Below are 21,787 nucleotides of genomic sequence, written 5' to 3'. Positions count from 1 at the left end.
TGCCCAACGGCTATCCTGGCCGCCGTACTGATGGCGTGCTGATGGCGCATCCCATTTATGGCCCGTATGTCATCACGGACTATTTGATCCAGTATGGGCTCACTGATGACCCGGCATTCCTCAAGGCCGCCATTCAGGTGGCAGACGTCTCCGTCGCCATGATGGAGCCGCTGCACGACGGGTTGGTATTCAACTACGACGAGGAAAGATCCAAGGTTTCCAGCAAAAAGGGGACCTGGTACAGCGGCCTCACGCAGTCCCGTTACGTAGATGTCCTGAGCAAGCTCCAGGCCTACCCCGGCACCGAACGCTTCCGTGAACCACTAAAGGCTGTTTTGAACAGCTTGACCATCCCTGTCCAGGACGGCGGCGTGGCCCGCTACACCGCCGACGGGGGACTGATTATCGAAGAGTACCCCGCCACGTTCCCGAACTGCACACTCAACGGTTGGACCACAGCGACGTGCATCCTGTTGGACGTCGCGAAGTCCACGAACGACGACCGCGACTGGGCGGTGTTCAACAAGTCCGTGCGAGGCATGGAAAGCATCATCAGCCTCTACGACGTCCCGGAACTCGCGAACTCCCGATACAAACTCGAAGGTGACGCCACGTTCCAGCTCACAGCCACTGGCAGCGACGTGCAAGTCACCGATTGTCAGGTAGTGGTTCCCTCTGCAGGCATCTTCGCCGCGAACATAGAAGGGGACCAGGCCGGGGAAGCGCTCAAAGCGGGCCCATTGAACATTCGCGACGGCAAGTTGGGCAGGGTCAAAGTCCATTTGAGTAGGTTCTCCTGGCCTGCGCCCAACAGGCTTTTGCTGAAAGTCAGCGCTGAACGTGCAACACAGGTCAAGGTGGCTATCGGGGAGACAACCTACAATCCCTTTGGGAGCGTGCCGAAGGTGACCGGTCAGAAGCACCTTCAAGAGTTCGCTCTGGCGCCCGGCGAGAACCTTGTTGAGGTTCCGGTGCCCTGGATTGCTGCGGAGATGATTGCGCACCCCACGAACTTCTCCAAAAAGCTCACCGGTCGGCAGTTTAACGTTTATCACTATTATGTGGTCGATGCCGAGAGCAATTCTGTGGGCGTCATTGACGGAAATGCGGAACAGCCCGTGAGATCCGATTTCAATGGTGATCGTAAAGCCGACGTTCTTGCGCGAGACACGGCTGGTGTGCTCTGGCTCTATCCCGGTAACGGCTCCGGCGGCTGGCTGCCACGTGTACAGGTGGGACAAGGCTGGAACGTCATGAACGCCCTCGTGGCTCCCGGCGACTTCGACGGAGACGGCAGCGCCGATGTCTTGGCTCGTGACGGAGGCGGGGCGTTGTGGCTCTACCCAGGCAACGGCTCCGGCAACTGGCTCCCTCGTGTGCAGGTCGGCAGCGGCTGGGAAGGCATGACCGCAATTGAGGCAATTGACTTCCATGGTGACGGATTCGCTGATGTCGTAGCCCGTGCCCGCGATGGCGCGCTCTGGGTATATCGAGGAGATGGCAAGGGCGGTTGGTTGCCCCGGATGTGGGCAGGTTCGGGCTGGAGCGGAATGTCCGAGATTACCGGCGTAGCTGACTTCAACGGTGATGGGATCTCTGATCTGGTAGCCCGCGACGGCGCCGGCACTCTGTTTCTTTACCCGCCCAACGGCTATGGAAGCTGGCTCCAAAAGCAGACCGTTGGACAGGGCTGGAACAGCATGAATTCGCTCGTCGGTCCCGGCGACTTCAACGGAGACGGCAGGGCCGATATTCTCGCCCGCAACGCAGCCGGAGAACTCTGGCTGTACGCAGGCCACGGCGGAGCAGCCTGGTCTACCGCGAGCAAAGTCGGCTCAGGATGGAACGGCATGAACGCCATCCTGTAGTTAACTCGCCACTGAATTATTGTCAACGGCCAATCCTGATCCGATCAGGGTTGGCCGTTGGTGTATCAGCTATAGAATTCAAACACCGACGCTGTTGAGCGTGACGACTTATGGGGGACTTTATGTCTGTTTCTTTGGACGAACCGCGCGCTTCAAAGAAGGAAAATCAGCGACGGCAGCGCCGGGCGGGGGCTACGATTGTCGCCGCCGGTTTGGCGTTAGCGTTATGTCTGCTAACTACAGAGCCGGCCACCGCAGACGCAGTCACGGACCGCTTCACTGTCGGGCAGTGGCCCACCTCAATTGCGGTAAACCCTGTAACAGATACGGCCTATGTCGCCTCGTACAGTGGCGTACACAGCGTTGGTGCTGGCGGAGCCAAAGCAATCTATTCCAACCCCGCTGACCACGTTGTAGTTAACTCCACCACGAACAAAATATATGTCAGTGCGTCGGGGTCCATCGCTGTGATTGATGGGGCAACGCTCGCAGTTACTGAGATCCCGGTCGATTCGGTGGCGGGCGTTTTGGCTGTGAACGAGAAAACCAACCAGATATACGTAAGTACCGACAACGGCCTCGTTATTCTCGACGGCGTCACCAACGCTGCCAAGCCTGTACCTGGTTCCGATTCCGCCCAAGACATCATCGTCAATACAGCCACTAATAAGGCTTACGCTCTCTCCGGTGGGACCATCAAGGTGATCGATGGCAGTGGGAAGATCACTTCCACGGTGTCTATTGGGGCCGATGGTTTTCTCGCCGTGGCAGTCAACCCGACGAAGAACAAGATATACGCAACTAGCGCACCAAAATATGGATCCAGTTTGAAAGTCATTGATGGAGCAAGTAATGCGATCCAGGGCTCCATCGCGTCGAGCGGTCCGCTCGGAACATTGGCCGTGAACGCAGTGACCGACAAAATTTATGTGGGCTCCGGAGACTCCTCCAGCGTCTCCGTCAAGGTAATGGATGGCGGCACCCTGACTCAAACCGCGACGATACCCACCGCAAGCCAGGTGCGGAACATCGTGGTCAACCCCTCAAACAACAAGATCTACGCCACCATGCTTGTGCGGGGTGTCACCGTCATTGAGGGAGGGAACAATAGAGGCAGTGTTGTATACACCGGATGGGACCCTGGACAAGCGGCCGTGAACCCCAATAACAACAAGGTATACGTGGTCAACACAGCCAGCTCGGGCAATCAATACAGACAGTATTCGGTGGCTGTCATTGATGGGGATGCGGCCAGATCCGTCAAGAACGACTTCAACGGGGACGGTAAAACCGACATCCTGGCGAGGGACACGGCTGGGCTGCTGTGGCTTTACCCAGGCAACGGCTCAGGTGGATGGTTGCCGCGAGTCCAGGTTGGACAGGGCTGGAACGTGATGACTTCCCTCGTCGCACCTGGCGATTTTGATGACGATGGCAATGCCGACGTTTTAGCGCGTGACGGGGCGGGGCTGCTGTGGTTCTACCCAGGCAACGGTAATGGAGGTTGGCGGCCGCGCGTACAGGTAGGCCATGGCTGGGAGGAGATGAATGCAGTTGAGGGCGTCGACTTTTACGGCGATGGCTTCATAGACCTCATTGCGAGAAACCGCTCCGGAAACTTGTATCAGTACGTTGCAGATGGAAAGGCCAGGTTTTTGCATCCTGCCTGGGCCGGTTCTGGCTTCACCAGCGCAGCGGGTCTCTCGGAAATCACCGGGACAGACGACTTCAACTCTGACGGCCTCGGAGACCTGATTGCCCGCGACGGCACCGGGGCACTTTGGTTGTACCCCGCCAGTGGATACGGCAGCTGGCTCCCCAAGAGGCAGATCGGCCAGGGTTGGAACTCCATGAACTCGTTGGTTGGGCCCGGTGATTTCAACGGCGACGGCAAGGCCGACATCCTGGCACGCAACGCGGCGGGCGAACTGTGGCTCTACGCGGGTAGCGGGGGCGCCGCTTGGCCCACGGCCACAAAGGTGGGCACCGGCTGGAATGGCATGACGGCCATCCTTTAACTCACTCAGCCTGCGAAGGTACAGGGCGGCTGACCCATGGAAGATCAGGGCCAGCCGCCCCGCATACCACCGAGAAACCCCACCACATCCGCAGCCACGCGTTCCGGGCATTCCCACAGCACCAAATGCCCGGTCTCCTCGTAAACTTTCAAGCTCGATCCCGGTATGCGCCGAGCCAAAGTCTCCTGATGATGGCGCGGAACCAGGTGGTCATGGGCGCCCCAGAGAATCAGGGCAGGGGCGGAGATGGTCCCCGATTCCGTTGGCGGCACGGCTTCGTAGAATCCCCGCAGCGTCTCCTTCCACACCGATGCCGGCATCGCGAGGCCGTCCTGCACCCGGTCTTCAATATAGGACGCAGGAACCGTGTGCAGGAGCCGATACCAGGACAACGTTTCCCGGACCCACTCCTCTGAAATCGGATCAGCCAAGGATTCCACTTCTGCGGCGAACGGCGGCTTCCCTTGCAGGCTCAACGGTGACCCCACCAGAGTCAGCGAAGCCACCAACGCCGGGTGCATCACCGCTAGTTGTTGGGCAACATATCCCCCGCTGGAAGAACCCAGCACGTGGGCACGGATAAGACCCAAGGCATCGGACAGAGCCAGAACATCTTCGGCCACTTGGACCAACGAGTAACCGCCCGAAGGCTTCTCGGCAAGACCATGCCCACGAAGATCCGGGGCCACCACTACTACGTCCGGAAGCGCGGCAATCAGCCGCTCAAAACTCCGCCAGGACTCACCCCAGGCGTGCAACAGCAGCAACGCTATGCCGCCGTCGTCGACTGTTTGTTCAAGGCGACCCTGCACGAAACAGGGGACGCTGATACCCGTGCTGAGTTTGACAGTCCTGACCTCGGACTCCATGGGGCCAGCGTACGCTCAACGCTCCTCTTGGACGAGGGCAGGAGAGCACTCGGGAAATCACCAGCTTCCGAAGCTATGGTTGGAAAGTCCCGCCTGGTCCCCCATCAGGCGGGACACTTGCGTTCCGGAGCCTTGCAGTGCTCCAATGCGGCCGCCAAGCGGAATTGCCCGTCAAAGCCGCATTGAGGCGGGTCTGAAGAAACTTCAAAGTATGCTGGCGCCGACGAGGAAAACACAATGCATTGGGGACGGTATGACTCTTGGATTGATAATTGCCGGGACCATAATTCTCCTCACTGCATGCCTGTTCTTGCTGCTGGCGATGTTGTACGTCACACGGCTGGTGGGCAGAACACGAAAAGCCCTCGCGCTACATGACAATGCCCACGTCATTTCTGAACTCAGGGATGAAGAAACGGCCCGTACCGCTCTGCAGGGCAAGCTCGCCCTTTGGTTTATGGCCATCTTGCCCGTCACCGTCATTTACCTCGCTTGGTTCGGACCAGTCCTCCTATTTGCAGCCATGCTTCCTCGCCAGCCTTAGACGGCGGAGAAGAGTGCCACAGAAGGCTGGACCAGCCGCCGTCGAGGTTTGCTGCTGAGCCTGACAGTCGTCATGACTTGTCGCGGCGGGGAACCGGCTGCGGCGGGACGGCAGGGTCCGACGCCGGTATGCAGAACCTCAGCCCGTCGCCCCAAAATCCGTCGTTAATGCAGTGCAGGGGCACGTGTTCGTCGCCGATACGAAGCGTCGGATTGCGCAAGCGTTTTGAGGAGCTAAAGGTCAGTTCGACTGCACCGTCGGGTGAGGCGCAGCTGTAGGCTGCGTTCCACGGACTCAGATCTTCGCAGGCATCGAGTTTCCGCGATACGCCGTCCCGGTCCACGTACTCCCAGATCTTGTCCGACTTCTCACCGACCTGGATGACAGAGTTCGGAACGGACCGTGCGTAGTCCCGCGTAAAAGGCCGCTCATCGCAACCCGCTGCTGTCAGTGTCAGCAACGCAAGCAGCGCAAACCCTGCTTTAAGTCCCCCACGCATTCGCAAGTCCCCCCAGTCACTGTGCGCGAACTAAATGTCTGCCCGGCCTGATGGGGTTGGTTCGGGCGAACCGCGCAGCTTACGGAGTTGCTTGGCCCTATATTCGGCGATGGACAACCTGACCGCATAAATGGCAAGTCCACCGCCCAGAGCGGTCAGGAACAGCGCACCCCACATGGGGCCCTGCCCTTGTCCCAGCGGAGCCAGCAACAGCACTACTGAGAAGACTGTGAGTATGCCGGCAAACACCGCGAGAACGGCCATACCCCACCACGTGCCCACCTGGGCTTGTCCGCTGCCGGGCGTGAAGCCGATCTCGTCGGCCGGATAACTGTGCAGCCCGCCCGTGCGGGTGTTGCGGAGGACCCGCTTCTCCCCTGCTGCCACCGCCGCCTGGTGCTCGGCATACACAGCATCGCGATGATCCCGGTCCGAAGTCATGATCCGTCTGTCCTTCAATGTCAGTTGTCCTGTCTTCACCACATGCTGGTGTTGGCCGTGATGAGCCCGATCAGCGCCAACAGAGGAACTGCAGCAACAATGGGGCCGGCAACCAGTATCCACGTCGTCCCCGGATACCGACGATATTGTCTCCCGCGCAGCTTGGTAACCCAGAGAGCAGCGTAGATGGCACTGGCGATCACGTAAGGGATCGTCAGCAGGAGCGTTCCCAGGCCCAGCCAAACAATTGCCTGAAGGGCGCTTCGCCCGCCTTCGCTGTACATGTCGAAAGATCCGGAGGTCGCCGTAGTTACGAGAAGCATAGTCATCAACAGCAGAAGCCCGGCGCAGAACAGCAGGACTTTGCGGAACGTCGTGGCCCATGCCGGCAGCGGCGCAACCTGGACCTGCCCCGGCTGAAACGGGAAATAGTTTGGAGGGTAAGGATTCTGAGGCTCCATGGGGCTCTCTTCCTGATGAGCTTCTGGCGGCGGGACGGTGAGGGGCTAGACCGGGTGAACGTGCACAATGATCACTTGCACGCCCTTCGCGCCGTCGTACCGGAGGTCGTACTGGACACGGAGGCCGGTTGCAGTGCCCGCCGACAATGAAAAGTCGCTTTCTTCATCCGTCCGCTGGGACATTGATTCGATCCAGCCTTCTGCTGACTCGCCGGGTATCCCGTAGCGGGCCACCCCGTCACGAATCAGGGTTGTGAAGTCCTCGAATGATTTTGCGGTGAGGAAGAACGTGACCTCCCGGAAGTCCGGTCCGTTATTCATCCCGTTGAGCCGGAGACGATCAGTTTTAGCGCTGATCAGACCTGAGGGTGCTTGGATCGTCAGCTCCATGGTGCCCTCTTTAATGAGGACATCCGGAGCCTGGCTGCTTCCGTCTTCGAGCCCGACACTCTCTTTGGTCAGCTTCCCAGAGGACATGTCCAAGCGTGCCGACTTCGATTTTTTGATGTCGTCAATTCCGGCCGGATCAAGATGCGAAAACGCCGTGACTGAGTGTGACGGTGACCCTGTTGAGGCAGGGCCTGGCACAGCCACCCCGCAGCCAGTCAACACCAGCAGCATGAGCAGGAAAAAGCCTGTCAAGGCCTTCATGCAGGTCCCCCAAGAGTTTGTGCGGTCACTTTAGTAAATCATCCGCCGGGGTGGACAGTGAACTCCGCTCGAAGGCGGCAGCTCCCAACAGCATCACCGGCAATGACTATTCCTGGCTCTTGCTGAATACCAAGGACACGTTTTGGCCGCCAAAGCCAAAGGAATTGGAGAGGGCCGCGCTTTGCGTGCCGTAGCGCGATGAAACGGCAATATCCAGGCCGATCTGCGGGTCAACGTTCCCTTGGTGGAGGTTACGGGTGGGCGGGACAACATCTTCCGCAATGCTTTTGATGGTCAGGATCGCTTCAACTGCTCCTGCGGCGCCAAAGAGGTGACCCAAAGACGCTTTTGGTGCCGTCACACAGGCCGCATCGCCGAAGACCGTCCTGATGGCTTTTGCTTCTGCGAGATCACCCACAGGTGTTCCCGTAGCATGTGCGTTGATGTGCCCAATGTCTGCTGCATCCAAGCCTGCATTGTCGAGGGCCTTGCGGATGGCGGTGACTTGGCCCGCTCCATCTTCCGCAGGCGAAGTCATATGGAAGGCGTCGGAGGCGATTCCGACTCCGCGGAGGACAGCGTGGACCTTGGCGCCCCGGGCCTGAGCATGTTCAGCGCTTTCAAGAACGAGGATGCCGGCCCCTTCGCCGAGGACGAAACCGTCGCGGTCGGCTGCGAACGGACGCGAGGCGGAGCCTGCGTCGGCGGTACGCGTTGACATCGCCTGCGTTTGAAGAAAGGCCGCGACCGTTATGGGCGTGATGGCAGCCTCGGTTCCGCCTGCTATGACCACGTCGGCTTCACCCGAGCGAATCAGCCGGGCGGCCTGGACCAATGCTTTGGCGCCGGAGGAACACGCGGAGACGGGAGTGTAGGAACCCGCCCTGGCCCCATAGTGAATACTCAACGCCGCAGCCGGTCCATTGGGCATCAGCATTGGCACGGTTCGTGGTGAGACGCGACGCTGGCCACGGCTTTCAAGAATGTCGTCCTGCTGGAGCAAGGTGCCTATACCTCCAACCCCGGTCCCCACAACCACCGCGAGCTTGGTGCCATCAACGGTGGGACTGCCGGCGTCCGCCCATGCTTCGGCGGCCGCAACCATGGCTGCCTGCTGAACCCGATCCAGCCGCTTCGCCGCCACGGGCATCAATGCAGTGGCCGGATCTTCCGCCATGGGCGCCGCGATCGAAACCGAGAGGCCGGAATCTTGCAGGAAGTCCAGGCTCACATCGCGGATACCCGAGCTTCCCGCGAGAAGGGACTCCCACGTTGTCCTGACGTTCCCGCCCAAGGGGGTAGAAGCCCCCAAGCCCGTGACTGCAATATCAGTTGCACGCATAACAAACACTCCACTCGTAATTTTGTATGTCATACAAGATAAGCACTTAGTTGTATCAAGTACAATTTTTTGAGTGGAAGACGCAGGCAAAAGAAGACGCCGCCCGCAAGGGCCATCGCAGGCCCGGGGCCATTCAACCCGGCAGCACATTTTGGACAGCGCCGTGAAGCTGTACCTCTCCAGAGCCGACAGGGAAGTCAGCGTGGCCGCCATCGCGGCCGATGCCGGCGCTTTCCCCAACCAAGTGACCTACTATTTCGGCTCGAAGGACTCACTGTTTATCCACGCCGCCTTCCTGGCCCTACTGCACGACGCCGAACGGGTTGAGACGGTGGGCCTGTCGGTAGAAAGCCCGGCCTCGTTCCGCAACGCCATGGCCAGGACCGTACTGATACTGCCCTCAATGCCCCTCGTGGTGCGTGCGCTTGCGGTGGGAACATCGCGTCCGGACCTTTCCGCCGTCGTCGATCAGCATTTGAACCTGCTCTTCCGACAGTCAGAGCGGTACCTGACCCGCCTGCTGAAGCAACGGAACTGGGAGCTCGAGCGCCCCTTGCCGGTTGAGACGAGGACGTTCTGGAGTACAGCATTTGGTGCGACGCTCCTTTCGCAAGCAGGCGTCACAGGAAGCGGCAATGATTTGGACCTGGCAGGAACGCTGACCGTACGAACCATTGGGAACTGAGCCCGAGCGGACCCGGCAGGGCATATTCCCGATTTAGTAAGGTTACTTAGCGTCCTGTACCATCTGTTCCCATGAACAGCCCGGCGCAGTCCCAAACCTCAAAACTCAAGCAGTCGATCACTGGCCCGCTTCTTTTCCTCTTTATCCTCGGCGATGTCTTGGGCGCGGGCATTTACGCCCTGGTGGGGAAAGTCGCGGGTGAGGTAGGAGGTGCCGTGTGGATTCCCTTGGCGCTGGCACTGTTCCTGGCCATGCTGACCGCCGCCTCGTACGCGGAGCTCGTGACCAAGTACCCGAAGGCCGGCGGCGCTGCCGTCTTTGCTGAACGGGCTTTCAAAGTGCCCCTGGTTTCATTCCTGGTGGGCTTTTCAATGTTGGCAGCCGGGGTGACCAGCGCAGCAGGGCTGAGCCTCGCGTTCGCCGGGGACTACCTGAAGCCCTTCTTGGACATACCCGCCACGCCCACGGCCCTGGTATTTCTGTTGTTGATCGCTCTCCTGAACGCCCGCGGCGTCAAAGAATCCGTCAGGGCGAACGTGGTCATGACCATCATTGAAGTATCAGGACTGGTGCTGGTCATAGTCCTAGTGGGATTGATGTTCGGCCGGGGAGACGGTGATGCTTCCCGCGTTGTCGAGTTCAACCCTGCGGTGACCCCCGGGGCAGGAATCCTTGCCGCATCGCTGTTGGCGTACTACTCGTTCGTGGGTTTTGAGACCTCTGCCAACGTTGCCGAAGAGGTCCGGGACGTCCACCGTGTATACCCCAAAGCACTGTTCGGGGCATTGCTGACCGCCGGGGCCATCTACATCCTGATTGGCGTTGCTTCCTCCATAGCCCTGCCTGCCAGTGACTTGAACAGTTCCTCGGGCCCCTTGCTGCAGGTTGTCCAAGCCACAGGCTTTGGGGTGCCCGACTGGCTCTTCGGCCTGGTTGCACTCATCGCCGTCGCCAACGGTGCGCTGCTGACCATGATCATGGCCAGTCGTCTGGCTTTTGGCATGGCGGAACAATCACTGCTCCCGGCAGGATTGGGGCGGGTCCTCCCCCAGCGGCGCACGCCCTGGGTTGCCATCGTTGTCACCACGCTGGCAGCAATGGCTTTGACCGCCACCGGAGACCTCGGCTCACTCGCCGAAACCGTGGTCTTGCTGCTGTTGTTCGTGTTCATCAGCACCAACGTCGCCGTCCTGGTCCTGCGCAAAGACAGGGTCGAACACAAGCATTTCCGCGTGCCGGTGGTCATTCCTTGGCTGGCCTTGGCTTCGTGTGTCCTCCTGCTGTTCCAGCAAGGCCCGGAAATCTGGTTGCGTGCAGCCATCCTCCTGGCGATCGGTCTCGTCCTCTTTTTCGTGACGCGCTGGACCCAGGCGCGCAAGCGGACCGGGAAGCTTGCGGCGAACCGGCACCCCGAGGCAGAGAAGGAATCCCTGGAGTCCTAGAAGCCTCCGGTGAACCCTCGAGGGTCCATCGACTACCCTGATCCAGAAGCCGAACCTGAAGAGGCGGAAACCAGCGAAACATAAACATCGAGGAGCTCCGTGCCAACCGACATCCCCTGGAACCGTGGCGAGTGGACCAACCAGCCGGCCGCCGTCGTCGAGCAGGCAGGTGACCTGCTGGTGACCGCCGTCGAAAGCAGCGACGCTTGGCGCGTCACGTCCTACGGTTTCATCCACGACACAGAGCACGCACTCCTTGCCCCTTTTCCGCAGGACAGCGCCATGGAGGTTGAGTTTACGGCCGGGTTCTCCGAACAGTTCGACCAAGCGGGCATCTTCGTCCGCGTCAGCGCCGAACGCTGGATCAAAGCAGGAGTCGAATTCGCCGACGGCGCCGCTCAAGTGGGCGCGGTGGTGACGGATGGCTTCTCGGACTGGTCCTTGGCGCCCGTTCCGGAATGGAACGGCGGGCGGGTTCGCATGAGGGTCAGCCGCTCGGGCGACGCACTCACCATCCGGGCCGCTACAGGCGGGAACGAGCTCCAGCTGGTGCGGGTGGTGCCATTTGCCCCTGATCTGGTCGCAACCGCCGGGCCTTTCACGTGCGCACCAACACGCGCAGGCTTGACCATTCCCTTTCACTCCTGGCGGGCCACCCCAGCGGACAGCAACCTCCACTGACGCGGCAGGTGCGGAACGGGCTTGCGGGTCCAATCGTTCATGAGATTATGGAGATTACTGCGGCCTGCAACTGATCAGTGCCGCCACTCAGTTGGCTCCGTAACAAGCCTATGGGGGGCACATCACGGTGGAAGATACTGCAAGTCTTTGGCGTACTGACCCCACGACGTTTCGCGACGTCGTGGTCAACCGTCGAGCCATTGAAGCTGCTTTGGCGGGCGAGTGCCCTCCGGTGGAGCGCGTCAGGTACCTGGCCCTCCTCGGCCGGGACGCCGAGGCCCTCGACGAAGGCTTCAAACTGCTGCCCCATACCGATGACCGCCGTGAGTTATTGCTGATACTTGCCCAGGTCAATCAGCGGCAGTACCGCTGGCACGATGCAGCAGTCCTCCACGAAAGGGCACTGCGAACAGTGCGGTCTCCCGGAGATGAGGCCTACGTTCGTCACCACATCGGCCGGCGACTCTTCGATGAAGCCCGCTTCCGTTCTGCTGCAGATGAATTTCAATGGGCAGCCGATTTGTACCGAGTGGCCGGGCATCCCGACCTTGCCGAGGACAACCGCCAAGCCATGCGCCATGCCCTCCAGGTCCACAGCGCCGAGCGCGGCATGGAACGTTCAGCGTTCGACCTCTCCTAAGACCAGCCCCAACAGAATCAGCACTCCCGGCAAGTGGGTATCCCTTGCCTGGGACCTGCCGCTCAAGCAGCTTCCGCAACGGCTTTCCGACCTCAACCGGCTTTGGCACCGGCCTGATGTAGCCTAGTAAGTAAGCTGACTAATTGTGAAAGCCTGGGGGTGCCTGAATGCCTGATATGGAACGATGGCCAACCAGCCGGCTGCTGTCTACTGCGGCCCGGCTCGTGGAACTGGCATGGAACGACAAACTACGTCCGCTGGGGTTGACCTATCCGGCGGTCCTTACGCTCGACGCGGTCGCAACAGGGGGACCCATCACGCCCGGGGATCTTGCCCGCAGCGTCCGGGTTCAAGCCCAAACCATGGGGCCCCTGTTGACCAGGCTTGAATCGCGTGGCTATATCCGCCGTGAGCCCAACCGCTTCGACCGCCGCAGCCAATTGGTATTGATCACCGACCTGGGCCTGAGCCTGCTGGAGCAATCCCATGACCAGGAGAGCACGGTCCTCTCAGCGGTTGATCTGGACTCCGAGGGCCTCCGCGAAGAGCTCCTCGCAATCGTGCGCCACACGAATTTCCACTAAGCGCAGGTCATCCCGCGTAGACGAAAGTTCTTCTATCAAGCAGTATGGAGTTATCCGCTGATGAAGTCCGGCGTCCCAAGGAGAAAACCTCTCCAACCACAACACCGGGCTAATGACACTGACAGTGATGCCCGGACGAGTAAAAAAGGGCATCATGAGTGAACTTCAAATAGGTGACAATTTGCCGGTGGACCTCCTGAGCTTCAGGGCAGCTGAGTGCCTTGTTTCAACGGGAGCACCTGAATCCGAGGACGTGTGCGTCCTCGACGCAGGCCACACAGGAAACCATTTGGCCGCGGGGGCAGACATGGTGGTTCGGGCCGTCTGGGCCTAGACCGCGGGAAGCCTGGACCAAAAGAACAATAAGGTGAGGGCAAGCGACGCCGTACGGCCCGCTTGCCCTCAGCGTTCCTAGGTGCCGCAGAAAGTCCGGTACGGGCCGAAGCTTTCCGGTGCAGGCTCGGCATACTTTTCCAGTCCAGGGCGTTCGCTGTACGGCTCGGACAAGACCGCCACCAAACGCTCCGTAGGGCCCGTGTCCCCTTCCGTGGCCGCAGCAAGGGCTTCTTCCACCAGATGGTTCCGCGGGATGTAGACCGGGTTCACCCTGTCCATGGCATCGGCATCCGGAGACAACGCCCGCCATCGATCCAACCAAGCATCGAACGCAGCCAGATCCAGGATTTGCCTGCGCGAGGGTTCGGTTTCCCCACGGGCTGCCTTGCCGAGGCTCCGGAAGAACGAGGTGTAGTCCGCGCGCGCCTCTTGAACCAACTGCAGGAGCTCATCCACCACAGGTGAGGCAACGTCGTCGTCAATTGCCTCCGGCAGCCCCAGTTTGGCCTTCATTCCGTTGAACCATGTTGCGCTGTACTCCTGGCGGAAACCCTGGAGCGCTTCAACGGCGAGGGCCACAGCCTGCTCCTCATCCTCATGGATCAGGACGGCGATTGACTCAGCAAAGCGGGCAAGGTTCCACTCAGCAACCACCGGCTGGTTCCTGTAGGCGTAGCGTCCCATCTCGTCAATGGAGCTGTAGACCGCCCCCGGATCGAAGCCTTCCATGAAAGCACACGGGCCATAATCGATGGTTTCACCGGACACCGTCATGTTGTCTGTGTTCATGACGCCGTGCACGAATCCCACCAGCATCCACTGCGCCACAAGTTTCGCCTGTACCGAAATGACGGCCTTGAGCAGCGCGAGGTAGCGGTTGCTTTCAGCGGCCGACGACGGGTGGTGGCGTTCGATTGCATGGTCGGCAAGGCGGCGAAGCAGGTCCAGGTCATTGGAGGCCCTGGCGTACTGGAAACTGCCAACCCGCAAGTGGCTTGCCGCCACCCTGGTCAGGACGGCCCCCGGAAGTAGTGCCTCCCTCTGAACCTGCCGCCCAGTGGCAACCACCGCGAGCGACCTCGTGGTGGGAATGTTCAGCGCATGCATCGACTCGCTCACGATGCACTCCCGCACCATGGGCCCGATCGCGGCCAGGCCATCGCCGTTCCGGGCAAAGGGCGTGCGCCCCGAACCCTTGAGGTGTACATCGCGGAGCTTTCCGTCAGCATCTTCAACCTCACCCAGCAAGAGGGCGCGGCCGTCCCCCAGGCGAGGCGAATAGAAGCCGAACTGGTGCCCGGCATACCCTTGGGCCACCGGCGTAGCTTCCTCCGGCAGGGCATTGCCGGTCAGCAACCGCACGCCCTCCGGGGTCCGGAGGAAATCGGGATCAAAACCAAGCTCGACGGCGAGTGGCTGGTTGAGCATCAGAAGCTGCGGATCCGGGGCTTCCTCCGCCCGCCACGGCACAGCCAACTCCGGCAACGCTCCGGCGAACTGCCCTTGGAAGGTGATGGTGGAACGCGCTACGTCACTCATCTCTTAAGGATATAGACGCAGTTCCCCGCTCGAAAGGACAAGCAGCCCGGATAGCATGTGAACTTACTACCCATCCATGGAGGGCAGGCAGGGATCTCCCCGCACTCGCGATAGGCTGGTAGAGGTGCGCCGGGAAGTCTGGTCGGCATAGTTTCGTCGACCCCTTGCAAAGGACACTTGTATGAACAACAACCGGACCGACCCACCGCGCTCCTCCATCCTTGGACGTGGAAGCTACGCCGAATCGCTGCGCATTGGGGCAATCCTCCGTAAGGAAACGGTAGGCGGCGCCCTGCTGGTCGCCGGTGCCGTGCTTGCCCTCATCTGGGCCAACTCCCCCGCCGCGGACAGCTACTTCGCCTTGCGGGACTTCAAGATCGGCTATGAGCCGTGGCATTTGGAACTCAGCCTGGGTGCCTGGGCAGCCGACGGCCTGCTGGCCATCTTCTTCTTCCTCGTAGGGCTGGAACTCAAACGTGAGTTCGTGGCCGGAGACCTTCGTCAGTTCAGCAAATCAATCGTCCCCATCGCGGCGGCGGCCGGCGGAGTGGTGGTCCCAGCCGTCATTTACGCAATCATCAATGCGAGCAGTCCGGAAACCCTGCGCGGTTGGGCCATCCCGACCGCCACGGACATTGCTTTCGCGGTTGCAGTGTTGGCCATCATCGGGTCACATCTGCCCAGCGCCTTGCGCATTTTCCTTCTGACATTGGCCGTGGTGGATGACTTGATCGCCATCAGCATCATCGCCCTCTTCTACTCCTCCGACATCCAGGTCACGCCGCTGCTCTTCGCCTTGATCCCCCTGGCGGCCTACGCGTTCCTGGCCCAAAAGTACCGACGCTTCTTCGGCACCAAGCCCATGGCAGCCTGGCTTATCCTGCTCCCCCTCGGTTTGGCCGTCTGGGCGCTCATCCATGCCTCCGGTATCCACGCCACCGTTGCAGGTGTGCTCCTGGGCTTCGCCATCCCCGTGATCCGTTCACAGGCAAGCGGCGGACCCGAGGCAGGTCCAGGGCTTTCCGAAATTTTTGAGCACCGCTTCCGGCCAATCTCGGCCGGAATCGCAGTCCCGGTCTTCGCCTTCTTCTCCGCCGGCGTCGCAGTGGGTGGCTGGGAAGGACTTGGTTCGGCGCTGACGGACCCCGTCGCCATCGGCATCATCGTGGCGCTGGTCCTGGGCAAGCCAATCGGCATTCTCGGGACAACCTGGGTCCTCACGAAAATCACCAAGGCTTCCCTGGACAGCTCCTTCAAATGGATCGATGTCCTGGGTGTTTCAGTGCTGGCAGGAATCGGCTTCACTGTTTCCTTGCTGGTGGCAGAGCTCAGCTTCGGCCAAGGCAGCATTCACGATGATCACGCCAAGGTGGGGATCCTTGCCGCCTCATTGTTGGCGGCACTGCTGGCCTCCGTTGTGCTGAGCACCCGCAACCGCCAGTACCGCATTGCCGAGGCACAGGAAGCCATCGATTCCGACGACGACGGCATACCGGACGTTTACCAGCAGGACTCCCGTCCCTGAGAAGCAGTCCGGGCGGCCAGCCGCCACAGCTACTTCCGTTGCCGGCCGTCGCCCGGCAGCAACGGCCTGCTCATCGGCACTTGTTCGGTATAGGGCGCGCGGGGCCGGGCGGGCAGCTCATCAATGAGCTCATTTGCAGCATGTGCCAGCAGGTCCCTCTGCAACGGTGGCAGCGAGTGCAGTGATTGGAGGTAGGCATCCACTTCGTATTCGCCCACCATGCCGCCGATGGAAAAGTAGCGCAGCCATAAATCCTCACCGGGGATACCAGCGCTTGCCAAGGCTTTGCGGAGACCCTTGAGCTGGAGTTGTTCTTGAAGGGACAGTCCCTGGCAATCGTTACTCCCGGCTTCCGTCATATGTTCCTTCCCTGCTCCCACCCGTGAGGATCCCGGTGCTGACGGATGCCAGTGACTGCATGGATTCCTGGGACAGCAGAAGAAGTTCCCTGATCGCCTCCTCCTCGGTCAGGCCACGCTGGCCCATGAGATAACCCTGGGCGCGGCTGATCGCGTCACGGCTGTTCAAGGCGTGGACGAGGCCATCGCTGAACCGTTTGGGTGTCTCCGAGGTTTGTATGTTGTCCAGGAGAATCGCGGCACTGCCGGCAAGCTTTTCCAAGGATCGGGCCGTCGCTTGGCCATAGGCGCCAGGGGCAGCGGAATAGAGCTTCATGGCCCCCAGACACCGGGCTCCCCTCACCAACGGGACGCTGATCACGGAAGAGATCGAAAGTTGCACCGCGGCTTCAGCCCACTGCGGCCACCGCTGATCCGTGCCGGCATCATCAACGATCACTGTCCGCTCGGTTGCCCACGCGCTCAGGCAAGGGCCCTGCCCCAACCGGTACTGGGATTGGTCGCCCTCGATCACCAAGGGATCGGTGGCCCCGGCGCTGGTTCTGTTGCCCTGACCATCGATCAGGGACACTCCTGCGCCTGCGCTGCCGGGAAAGGCATCACGGATTCCCTCGGCCAATAATTGAACAGCCCGGTCCACCTTTTCCTCCGTCAGGAGCAATCCCTTGATGCGGGCCAGAGTCAGGGTGAGTTCGTCGAGGGGAAGTTGCTGGGACATAAGACAAAGACCTTTCGCGGGATCAACGTTCCCGCCCAATGGCTTAGGCCGCTTGCTGGACCTGATCGTTTCAACGATCCATTCTCAGAATAGTCACAGCAGTATTCCCTTCTCAACGACCCTGCCGCTGGCAGACCGCCGGACCCATCCGTCCGGCCTTGGGTGCAGGCAATTTTCAGAACCACCCGTACTGCACGCTCCCCCGCATTTAGCGTGGCCGGAAGGCAAGCAAAAGCGCGTCGGATGGGACGAGCTGTATTCTCTACTTGAGCCACATCTTGATGGCCTTTTTTGGTTTGGAACCACGCCCTAAAGGTGCTGAACCATTGACGTTCCTGGGGGAACCATGATTCAGTCCCGATCCTCGCGGGCCCTTGCGGGCATCACGTCAATTGGATTCCGGATCGCCGCCGTGGGCGCCGCGATGATGCTGTCGGCGTGCACCATGATTCCCCTGCCGGTAGAACCCACAGCAACCACGCCTCCAGCCAGCGCGGCTCCGGCGGCGAGAAATACAGAAACCGCGACGGCGGCATGGGAAGTACCGCTCAATCCCATCGGTCAGCCTGTGGTTGCCGACGGCGTTGCCTTGGTTTACGCGAAAACTGCCACCGGGGTGAATGCCCATGCGTTCTCTGTTGCTGACGGCAAACTGTTGTGGACGCAGCCTGTTCACCCGGGGCTCGATGCGCCTTGGGTTCCGTTGGAACCCGTGGTGAGCAGGACAGCCTCGGGCCGAAGCGCCGCGATCTTTCTCCAGGCAGCCACTGCTCCCGTTGACTTCGACGGTGACAAGAACTGGTGGACTGCTCCTGTTGCCTATGATCTGAGCACCGGCAAGGAGCTATACCGCGGACGGCCGGAACTGGTCAGCACCCGGCCTTTTGCCTGCGACGGACTCTTTGACCTGTGCTTTATCACCTACGGTGGGGCATCCCAGGCATCGGAACATTGGGTGGCCATTGACTCCGGTGAGGAGTCTGCAGGTGCTGACATCAACTCTCTTTCCGGGATTTTCTGGCCAGTGGGTGAAGAACTGTATTCGGTGTGGAAGGACGACGTTCAAAAGTTGGCCCGCGTCTCTCACGGCGAAGTTCTGTGGGAAGCGGACTTAGAAACCATTTTTGGTAAGGGCGCCACCACGGACATGGGCTGGCACTTCAAGTACTCGAAAGAATTGGATCTCTATGTTGGCTCTGTCGGCGTCAACCCCACGAATTTTCCCCTCGACACCTTCACGGAGCAAACCTTCTCGCTGAACCTTCGCGAGACAACAACAACAGTCGGGTTCCGGGCCTCCAACGGCAAGATCCTGTGGACGGCCGACGGCTCGCAGCTCGAATGCGCCAAAACAACCGGAATCAAAGCCACCAAGTTGGAGGGCGGCGAGGCCTTCCCGGTCCGATGTGAGTATGTAGACGGCTTCATTGAATTTCCTGCGGGCACGTACCGGGGTGGACATTCGAAAGTGGTGGGTTACAACCCCTTAACCGGTCGTGCCGAATGGGAATCCAAACCGGTGGAAGTGCACGGCTGGGGCGTCAGCGGCCTCATACCGTCAGCCGGCCAGGGTGACTTTGTCATAACCGGCACCCCTTGGGACTCAAACCTGCTGGACACCCGGACCGGCACACCCCGCGGAGCCAGCTTCGAGGATGCATTTGTGTGCTGGGAGCAGACCTCATATGAAGTGCCCGCGAACGGCACCGAGAAAGATCAACCAGGCGACGGCACAGCCGCCGGCTCACAAATCGCTTTCCCATGCCTCAAGAGCGGCAGCCCGGCTCCGGCACTGACGTACGGCGCACTCACTGACGTCAGCACCCAGGACCAGGACACTGCCGTGATCTCCTTGGAAGGAAAAGTGGCCGGGTACAAGCTCCTCAAGGACTTCGTCTAGGCCCTGGCCCCACGAAACATGCCCTTGTCCGTCCCACTCAGCGCACTACTGCGAGGGGGACGAACAAGGGCGGGATCCAGCGCGGAAGCGGAAGCGGGAGCTACCCCTTGAAAACGGGTGCCCGCTTCTCCTGGAAGGCACGGAAACCTTCGGCGTAGTCATCGGTCTTGCAAAGACGTGCTTGCTCCGCGTTTTCCTCGGTCATGGAAGCCCACAGGCCCAGGCGCTGGTCGCGGATGTGCGCTACGAGTTCCTTGGAGGCGTTGAACGCCTCGGTCGCTCCGAGGGCCACGCGGGAAACGATCTCCCGCGTTACCGGCAGCAGGGAATCAGCCGGCATCGCCCGGCTGAACATCCCCTGCTGCACAGCTTCCGCCCCGGAAATGAGGTCGGCGGTGTAGATCAGGTCAAGTGTGCGGTGCATGCCCAAGCGCTCAGTGAAGTACCAGTGCCCGCCGGAATCCAAGGTGGCCCCCAGCTTGGCAAAGGGTGAACCGAACTTGGCGTTGTCCGCCACGTACACAACGTCCGTGGCCAGCAATAACCCCAGCCCCACCCCCAGGCAAGCACCGTGCGCGGCAGCGAACGTGGGCGTGGGGAAGGCAGCCATCTTCTTCAGCAGCGGCTCGACGAGTCCGCCGAGGTAGGCCTGGGCGTCGTCGGTTTCGGGAGTGACGGCAGCAATGTCGCGGCCGGCGCAGAAGGCGCGGCCTTCACCGCGAAGAAGCAACGCCCGCACCTCGCCGCGTGAGGCGGCGGCAGCGGCGTCGTCGTACGCTTTATCCAGTTCGGCAAGCGCGTCCTCGTTGAGGGAGTTCAGCTTGTCCGGGTAGTTCAGGACAATTTCGGCAATGCCATTGGCAATGGAGAGCTCGATCATGGGGACTCCTTAGACGTCGAAGTCGACGGTAACTTCTTCGCTGGTGGGGTGGGACTGGCAGGTCAGGACGTAGCCCTTGTCCAGCTCGTCCTGTTCAAGCGCGTAGTTCTCATCCATGGTCACCGTACCGGTGATCAACTTGGCGCGGCAGGTGCCGCAGACGCCACCGGCACACGCGAAGGGAACGTCGGGCCGTACGCGCAAGGCCGCGTTGAGGATGGATTCGCGGGCGTGGGTGGGACTGGCGACGTCACCGGTCAGTCCGTCCAAGGTAAAGGTGATCTTGTACGTGTCCTGGGACTCGTCCTCCACAACCGGGCGGCCGGAGTTGCCTTCGGGACGGTCCGGACGGCCGGTAGTGAACAACTCAAAACGCACGTGCTCGGGCTCAACGCCGCGGGCAGCGAGAGTGTCGCGGCACAACTGGACCAGCTCGAACGGCCCGCACAGGAACCACTCGTCCACATCCTCGGAACGGATGGCACTGCTGAGCAGGGCCTGCAGCTTCTCCGAGTCAATGCGCCCGGTCATCAGCGGAGCGATGCGCTGCTCACGGGACAGTACGTGGTGCAGCGCCAGACGGGAGGGATACTTGTCCTTCAAGTCCGCCAGCTCTTCAAGGAACATGACGTCCATGGCCGCTTTGTTGGCGTACACCAGGTCAAACGTGGTCTCCGGGTTGGCCGCCAGCAATGTGCGTGCGATGGCGATGACCGGCGTGATGCCCGAGCCAGCAGCGATCGCCACGAAGTTGCCAGGCTCCCCCGCCAATTCCTCCGGGTGGTTCATGGAGTTCATGACGTTGTGCTGGACCGAGGCGCCGTCCTTGCCATGCCGGGAGATGAACGCACCCTGTGGACTCATGACGTCCAGGACATCGCCGGCTTTGAGTTCGGCGTTGGCCCAGGTGGAGAAAAGGCCGCCGAGGTCCTTTTTGATGGCCACGCGGATCTCGCTGCTGCCGTCCTCGAAGCTGCGCGGCTCTGCGCAAATCGAGTAGCTGCGGCGGACTTCGTGCGGCTCGCCCTGCTCATCCGGCAGTGTGGTGCGCAGTGCCACGTACTGCCCGGGAAGGTAGTCGTACTGACCTGCCAGCTCGGCGGGAACACCAAAGGTGACCTCAATGGCATCGTCCGTCAGGCGCCGGACTTCCGAGACGGTCAGGTTGTGGAAAGACGCACGACGGCGGCTGGCCGTCTGGGTTTCGGTGGTCATGGAATTCCTTAGAGGACTTTGAAGTAGTCGAACGGTTCCTTGCAGTCCTGGCAGACGAACAACGCCTTGCAGGACGTGGAACCAAAGCGGGTGAGTTCCTTGGTGTTCAACGACGAACACTGCGGGCATTTCACGGCCAGGCTCAAACGGACAGGACCGGAATGGCCACCCGCGGCAGCCATGCCACTGGGCGGGGCAATCCCGTACTCCTCCAGCTTGGCCTTGCCGGAATCGGTCATCCAGTCAGTGGTCCACGCCGGGGAGAGCACCAGGTTGATGTGCACGCTCGCGTAGCCCTCCTTTTCGAAGGCCGTCCGCAGGTCGTCACCGATGGCGTCCATCGCCGGGCAGCCCGAGTAGGTGGGCGTGATGGTGACCTCGACGGCGGTACGTGACGTGCCGCCGTCGTGCAGGCCATGCTCGGCGGCCGCCTCAGGCGGGTCAACAACGCGCACGCCGCGCAGGATCCCGAGGTCCTCAATGGTGAGGACCGGGATTTCCGGGTCGCAGACCGTGGACGCGATGTCCCAGGCCCGCTGCTCTGCGGTGTTCAGCTGCGTTGGTGACTGCGTATGCGACTGCGTAGCCAT

Annotated in this window: 23 protein-coding genes; 11 read left to right on the top strand and 12 right to left on the bottom strand. The window is 61.0% G+C overall.

Translation table 11 applies throughout. The features are described 5' to 3' along the window. Window positions 1-41: 41 nt before the first annotated feature. Both BLQ01_RS01015 and BLQ01_RS01010 read left to right on the top strand, forming a co-directional pair. Entirely contained in the window at window positions 42-1,868 is a 1,827-nt protein-coding gene (locus BLQ01_RS01015; RefSeq protein ID WP_254779103.1) for an FG-GAP-like repeat-containing protein, read from the top strand. Between the two features lie 122 nt (window positions 1,869-1,990). Continuing rightward, a complete protein-coding gene (locus tag BLQ01_RS01010; protein ID WP_175493312.1) occupies window positions 1,991-3,886 on the top strand; it encodes an FG-GAP-like repeat-containing protein in 1,896 nt (631 codons plus the stop codon). A gap of 44 nt (window positions 3,887-3,930) precedes the next feature. Here BLQ01_RS01010 and BLQ01_RS01005 read toward each other — a convergent pair whose 3' ends face one another. Then, window positions 3,931-4,755, bottom strand: a complete 825-nt coding sequence (locus tag BLQ01_RS01005) for an alpha/beta fold hydrolase (protein ID WP_091549767.1) — start codon at window positions 4,753-4,755, stop codon at window positions 3,931-3,933. A 253-nt stretch (window positions 4,756-5,008) separates the two neighbouring features. Between BLQ01_RS01005 and BLQ01_RS01000 the strand changes: the two genes are divergently transcribed. Further along, window positions 5,009-5,299: a hypothetical protein gene (locus tag BLQ01_RS01000; protein ID WP_139183417.1), complete on the top strand. Its 291-nt coding sequence runs from the start codon at window positions 5,009-5,011 to the stop codon at window positions 5,297-5,299. A 70-nt stretch (window positions 5,300-5,369) separates the two neighbouring features. Here the strand turns inward: BLQ01_RS01000 and BLQ01_RS00995 are convergent, their stop codons facing one another. The 5 genes from BLQ01_RS00995 to BLQ01_RS00975 all read right to left on the bottom strand — a co-directional run bounded on the left by BLQ01_RS00995 (window position 5,370) and on the right by BLQ01_RS00975 (window position 8,693). After that, window positions 5,370-5,798 carry a hypothetical protein gene (locus BLQ01_RS00995; RefSeq protein ID WP_091549765.1) on the bottom strand — a complete coding sequence of 143 codons (429 nt, stop codon included), beginning with the start codon at window positions 5,796-5,798 and terminating at the stop codon, window positions 5,370-5,372. 30 nt (window positions 5,799-5,828) lie between these two features. Continuing rightward, window positions 5,829-6,239 carry a hypothetical protein gene (locus tag BLQ01_RS00990; protein WP_091549764.1) on the bottom strand — a complete coding sequence of 137 codons (411 nt, stop codon included), beginning with the start codon at window positions 6,237-6,239 and terminating at the stop codon, window positions 5,829-5,831. A gap of 35 nt (window positions 6,240-6,274) precedes the next feature. After that, window positions 6,275-6,700, bottom strand: a complete 426-nt coding sequence (locus BLQ01_RS00985) for a hypothetical protein (protein WP_026541231.1) — start codon at window positions 6,698-6,700, stop codon at window positions 6,275-6,277. 45 nt (window positions 6,701-6,745) lie between these two features. Further along, window positions 6,746-7,351 carry a hypothetical protein gene (locus tag BLQ01_RS00980; protein WP_091549763.1) on the bottom strand — a complete coding sequence of 202 codons (606 nt, stop codon included), beginning with the start codon at window positions 7,349-7,351 and terminating at the stop codon, window positions 6,746-6,748. 106 nt (window positions 7,352-7,457) lie between these two features. After that, window positions 7,458-8,693, bottom strand: a complete 1,236-nt coding sequence (locus BLQ01_RS00975; RefSeq protein WP_091549762.1) for a beta-ketoacyl-[acyl-carrier-protein] synthase family protein — start codon at window positions 8,691-8,693, stop codon at window positions 7,458-7,460. A gap of 73 nt (window positions 8,694-8,766) precedes the next feature. Here BLQ01_RS00975 and BLQ01_RS00970 point away from each other — a divergent pair, with 73 nt between their 5' ends. The 6 genes from BLQ01_RS00970 to BLQ01_RS00945 all read left to right on the top strand — a co-directional run bounded on the left by BLQ01_RS00970 (window position 8,767) and on the right by BLQ01_RS00945 (window position 13,059). Next, window positions 8,767-9,378: a TetR/AcrR family transcriptional regulator C-terminal domain-containing protein gene (locus BLQ01_RS00970; RefSeq protein WP_091549761.1), complete on the top strand. Its 612-nt coding sequence runs from the start codon at window positions 8,767-8,769 to the stop codon at window positions 9,376-9,378. A gap of 71 nt (window positions 9,379-9,449) precedes the next feature. After that, complete coding sequence (locus BLQ01_RS00965) at window positions 9,450-10,820, top strand: APC family permease (RefSeq protein WP_091549760.1); 1,371 nt, start codon at window positions 9,450-9,452, stop codon at window positions 10,818-10,820. Between the two features lie 99 nt (window positions 10,821-10,919). After that, window positions 10,920-11,501, top strand: a complete 582-nt coding sequence (locus tag BLQ01_RS00960) for a DUF1349 domain-containing protein (RefSeq protein ID WP_091549759.1) — start codon at window positions 10,920-10,922, stop codon at window positions 11,499-11,501. A 127-nt stretch (window positions 11,502-11,628) separates the two neighbouring features. Then, the gene (locus tag BLQ01_RS00955) at window positions 11,629-12,141 is read left to right on the top strand and encodes a hypothetical protein (RefSeq protein WP_026541236.1); all 513 of its coding nucleotides are present in this window, start codon (window positions 11,629-11,631) and stop codon (window positions 12,139-12,141) included. Between the two features lie 176 nt (window positions 12,142-12,317). Then, window positions 12,318-12,725 carry a MarR family winged helix-turn-helix transcriptional regulator gene (locus BLQ01_RS00950; protein ID WP_223943581.1) on the top strand — a complete coding sequence of 136 codons (408 nt, stop codon included), beginning with the start codon at window positions 12,318-12,320 and terminating at the stop codon, window positions 12,723-12,725. 154 nt (window positions 12,726-12,879) lie between these two features. Continuing rightward, window positions 12,880-13,059 carry a hypothetical protein gene (locus BLQ01_RS00945; protein WP_026546453.1) on the top strand — a complete coding sequence of 60 codons (180 nt, stop codon included), beginning with the start codon at window positions 12,880-12,882 and terminating at the stop codon, window positions 13,057-13,059. Window positions 13,060-13,136: 77 nt separating this feature from the next. On the opposite strand, the gene BLQ01_RS00940 is transcribed toward BLQ01_RS00945, so the two are convergent. Then, the gene (locus tag BLQ01_RS00940; protein WP_091549758.1) at window positions 13,137-14,600 is read right to left on the bottom strand and encodes a protein adenylyltransferase SelO; all 1,464 of its coding nucleotides are present in this window, start codon (window positions 14,598-14,600) and stop codon (window positions 13,137-13,139) included. Between the two features lie 181 nt (window positions 14,601-14,781). On the opposite strand from BLQ01_RS00940, the gene nhaA reads away from it, so the two are divergent. Then, entirely contained in the window at window positions 14,782-16,125 is a 1,344-nt protein-coding gene (gene nhaA, locus BLQ01_RS00935; RefSeq protein ID WP_026541240.1) for a Na+/H+ antiporter NhaA, read from the top strand. Window positions 16,126-16,154: 29 nt separating this feature from the next. Here the strand turns inward: nhaA and BLQ01_RS00930 are convergent, their stop codons facing one another. Next, a complete protein-coding gene (locus tag BLQ01_RS00930; protein WP_223943583.1) occupies window positions 16,155-16,484 on the bottom strand; it encodes a hypothetical protein in 330 nt (109 codons plus the stop codon). After that, the gene (locus tag BLQ01_RS00925; RefSeq protein ID WP_091549757.1) at window positions 16,465-17,202 is read right to left on the bottom strand and encodes a GAF and ANTAR domain-containing protein; all 738 of its coding nucleotides are present in this window, start codon (window positions 17,200-17,202) and stop codon (window positions 16,465-16,467) included. Before BLQ01_RS00925 ends, BLQ01_RS00930 begins: the two co-directional genes overlap by 20 nt. A 346-nt stretch (window positions 17,203-17,548) precedes the next feature. Here BLQ01_RS00925 and BLQ01_RS00920 point away from each other — a divergent pair, with 346 nt between their 5' ends. Beyond that, complete coding sequence (locus tag BLQ01_RS00920; RefSeq protein ID WP_091549756.1) at window positions 17,549-19,102, top strand: outer membrane protein assembly factor BamB family protein; 1,554 nt, start codon at window positions 17,549-17,551, stop codon at window positions 19,100-19,102. Window positions 19,103-19,202: 100 nt separating this feature from the next. On the opposite strand, the gene BLQ01_RS00915 is transcribed toward BLQ01_RS00920, so the two are convergent. From BLQ01_RS00915 to paaD, 3 genes are read right to left on the bottom strand one after another with little or no spacing between them, the layout of a single operon-like run. Beyond that, on the bottom strand, window positions 19,203-19,982 hold the full coding sequence (locus BLQ01_RS00915) for an enoyl-CoA hydratase/isomerase family protein (protein WP_091549755.1): 780 nt from the start codon (window positions 19,980-19,982) through the stop codon (window positions 19,203-19,205). A gap of 9 nt (window positions 19,983-19,991) precedes the next feature. Beyond that, window positions 19,992-21,197 (bottom strand): 1,2-phenylacetyl-CoA epoxidase subunit PaaE, encoded by a 1,206-nt coding sequence (gene paaE, locus BLQ01_RS00910; RefSeq protein WP_026541244.1) that lies wholly within the window; start codon window positions 21,195-21,197, stop codon window positions 19,992-19,994. Between the two features lie 8 nt (window positions 21,198-21,205). Beyond that, window positions 21,206-21,787, bottom strand: a complete 582-nt coding sequence (gene paaD, locus BLQ01_RS00905; protein WP_175493311.1) for a 1,2-phenylacetyl-CoA epoxidase subunit PaaD — start codon at window positions 21,785-21,787, stop codon at window positions 21,206-21,208.

The organism is Arthrobacter sp. UNCCL28, from assembly GCF_900102805.1.
In the GTDB taxonomy this organism is placed as follows: Bacteria; Actinomycetota; Actinomycetes; order Actinomycetales; family Micrococcaceae; genus Arthrobacter; species Arthrobacter nicotinovorans_A.
Note: the sequence above shows the minus strand (reverse complement) of the source record. Positions and strands in the feature narration are given on the sequence as shown.

Coding starts and splice junctions, on each gene's coding strand:
- BLQ01_RS01015 (WP_254779103.1), top strand. CDS start 42: ATGGCGCATCCCATTTATGGCCCGTATGTCATCACGGACTATTTGATC.
- BLQ01_RS01010 (WP_175493312.1), top strand. CDS start 1,991: ATGTCTGTTTCTTTGGACGAACCGCGCGCTTCAAAGAAGGAAAATCAG.
- BLQ01_RS01005 (WP_091549767.1), bottom strand. CDS start 4,755: ATGGAGTCCGAGGTCAGGACTGTCAAACTCAGCACGGGTATCAGCGTC.
- BLQ01_RS01000 (WP_139183417.1), top strand. CDS start 5,009: ATGACTCTTGGATTGATAATTGCCGGGACCATAATTCTCCTCACTGCA.
- BLQ01_RS00995 (WP_091549765.1), bottom strand. CDS start 5,798: ATGCGTGGGGGACTTAAAGCAGGGTTTGCGCTGCTTGCGTTGCTGACA.
- BLQ01_RS00990 (WP_091549764.1), bottom strand. CDS start 6,239: ATGACTTCGGACCGGGATCATCGCGATGCTGTGTATGCCGAGCACCAG.
- BLQ01_RS00985 (WP_026541231.1), bottom strand. CDS start 6,700: ATGGAGCCTCAGAATCCTTACCCTCCAAACTATTTCCCGTTTCAGCCG.
- BLQ01_RS00980 (WP_091549763.1), bottom strand. CDS start 7,351: ATGAAGGCCTTGACAGGCTTTTTCCTGCTCATGCTGCTGGTGTTGACT.
- BLQ01_RS00975 (WP_091549762.1), bottom strand. CDS start 8,693: ATGCGTGCAACTGATATTGCAGTCACGGGCTTGGGGGCTTCTACCCCC.
- BLQ01_RS00965 (WP_091549760.1), top strand. CDS start 9,450: ATGAACAGCCCGGCGCAGTCCCAAACCTCAAAACTCAAGCAGTCGATC.
- BLQ01_RS00950 (WP_223943581.1), top strand. CDS start 12,318: ATGGAACGATGGCCAACCAGCCGGCTGCTGTCTACTGCGGCCCGGCTC.
- BLQ01_RS00945 (WP_026546453.1), top strand. CDS start 12,880: ATGAGTGAACTTCAAATAGGTGACAATTTGCCGGTGGACCTCCTGAGC.
- BLQ01_RS00940 (WP_091549758.1), bottom strand. CDS start 14,600: ATGAGTGACGTAGCGCGTTCCACCATCACCTTCCAAGGGCAGTTCGCC.
- nhaA (WP_026541240.1), top strand. CDS start 14,782: ATGAACAACAACCGGACCGACCCACCGCGCTCCTCCATCCTTGGACGT.
- BLQ01_RS00930 (WP_223943583.1), bottom strand. CDS start 16,484: ATGACGGAAGCCGGGAGTAACGATTGCCAGGGACTGTCCCTTCAAGAA.
- BLQ01_RS00925 (WP_091549757.1), bottom strand. CDS start 17,202: ATGTCCCAGCAACTTCCCCTCGACGAACTCACCCTGACTCTGGCCCGC.
- BLQ01_RS00920 (WP_091549756.1), top strand. CDS start 17,549: ATGATTCAGTCCCGATCCTCGCGGGCCCTTGCGGGCATCACGTCAATT.
- BLQ01_RS00915 (WP_091549755.1), bottom strand. CDS start 19,982: ATGATCGAGCTCTCCATTGCCAATGGCATTGCCGAAATTGTCCTGAAC.
- paaE (WP_026541244.1), bottom strand. CDS start 21,197: ATGACCACCGAAACCCAGACGGCCAGCCGCCGTCGTGCGTCTTTCCAC.
- paaD (WP_175493311.1), bottom strand. CDS start 21,787: ATGGCTACGCAGTCGCATACGCAGTCACCAACGCAGCTGAACACCGCA.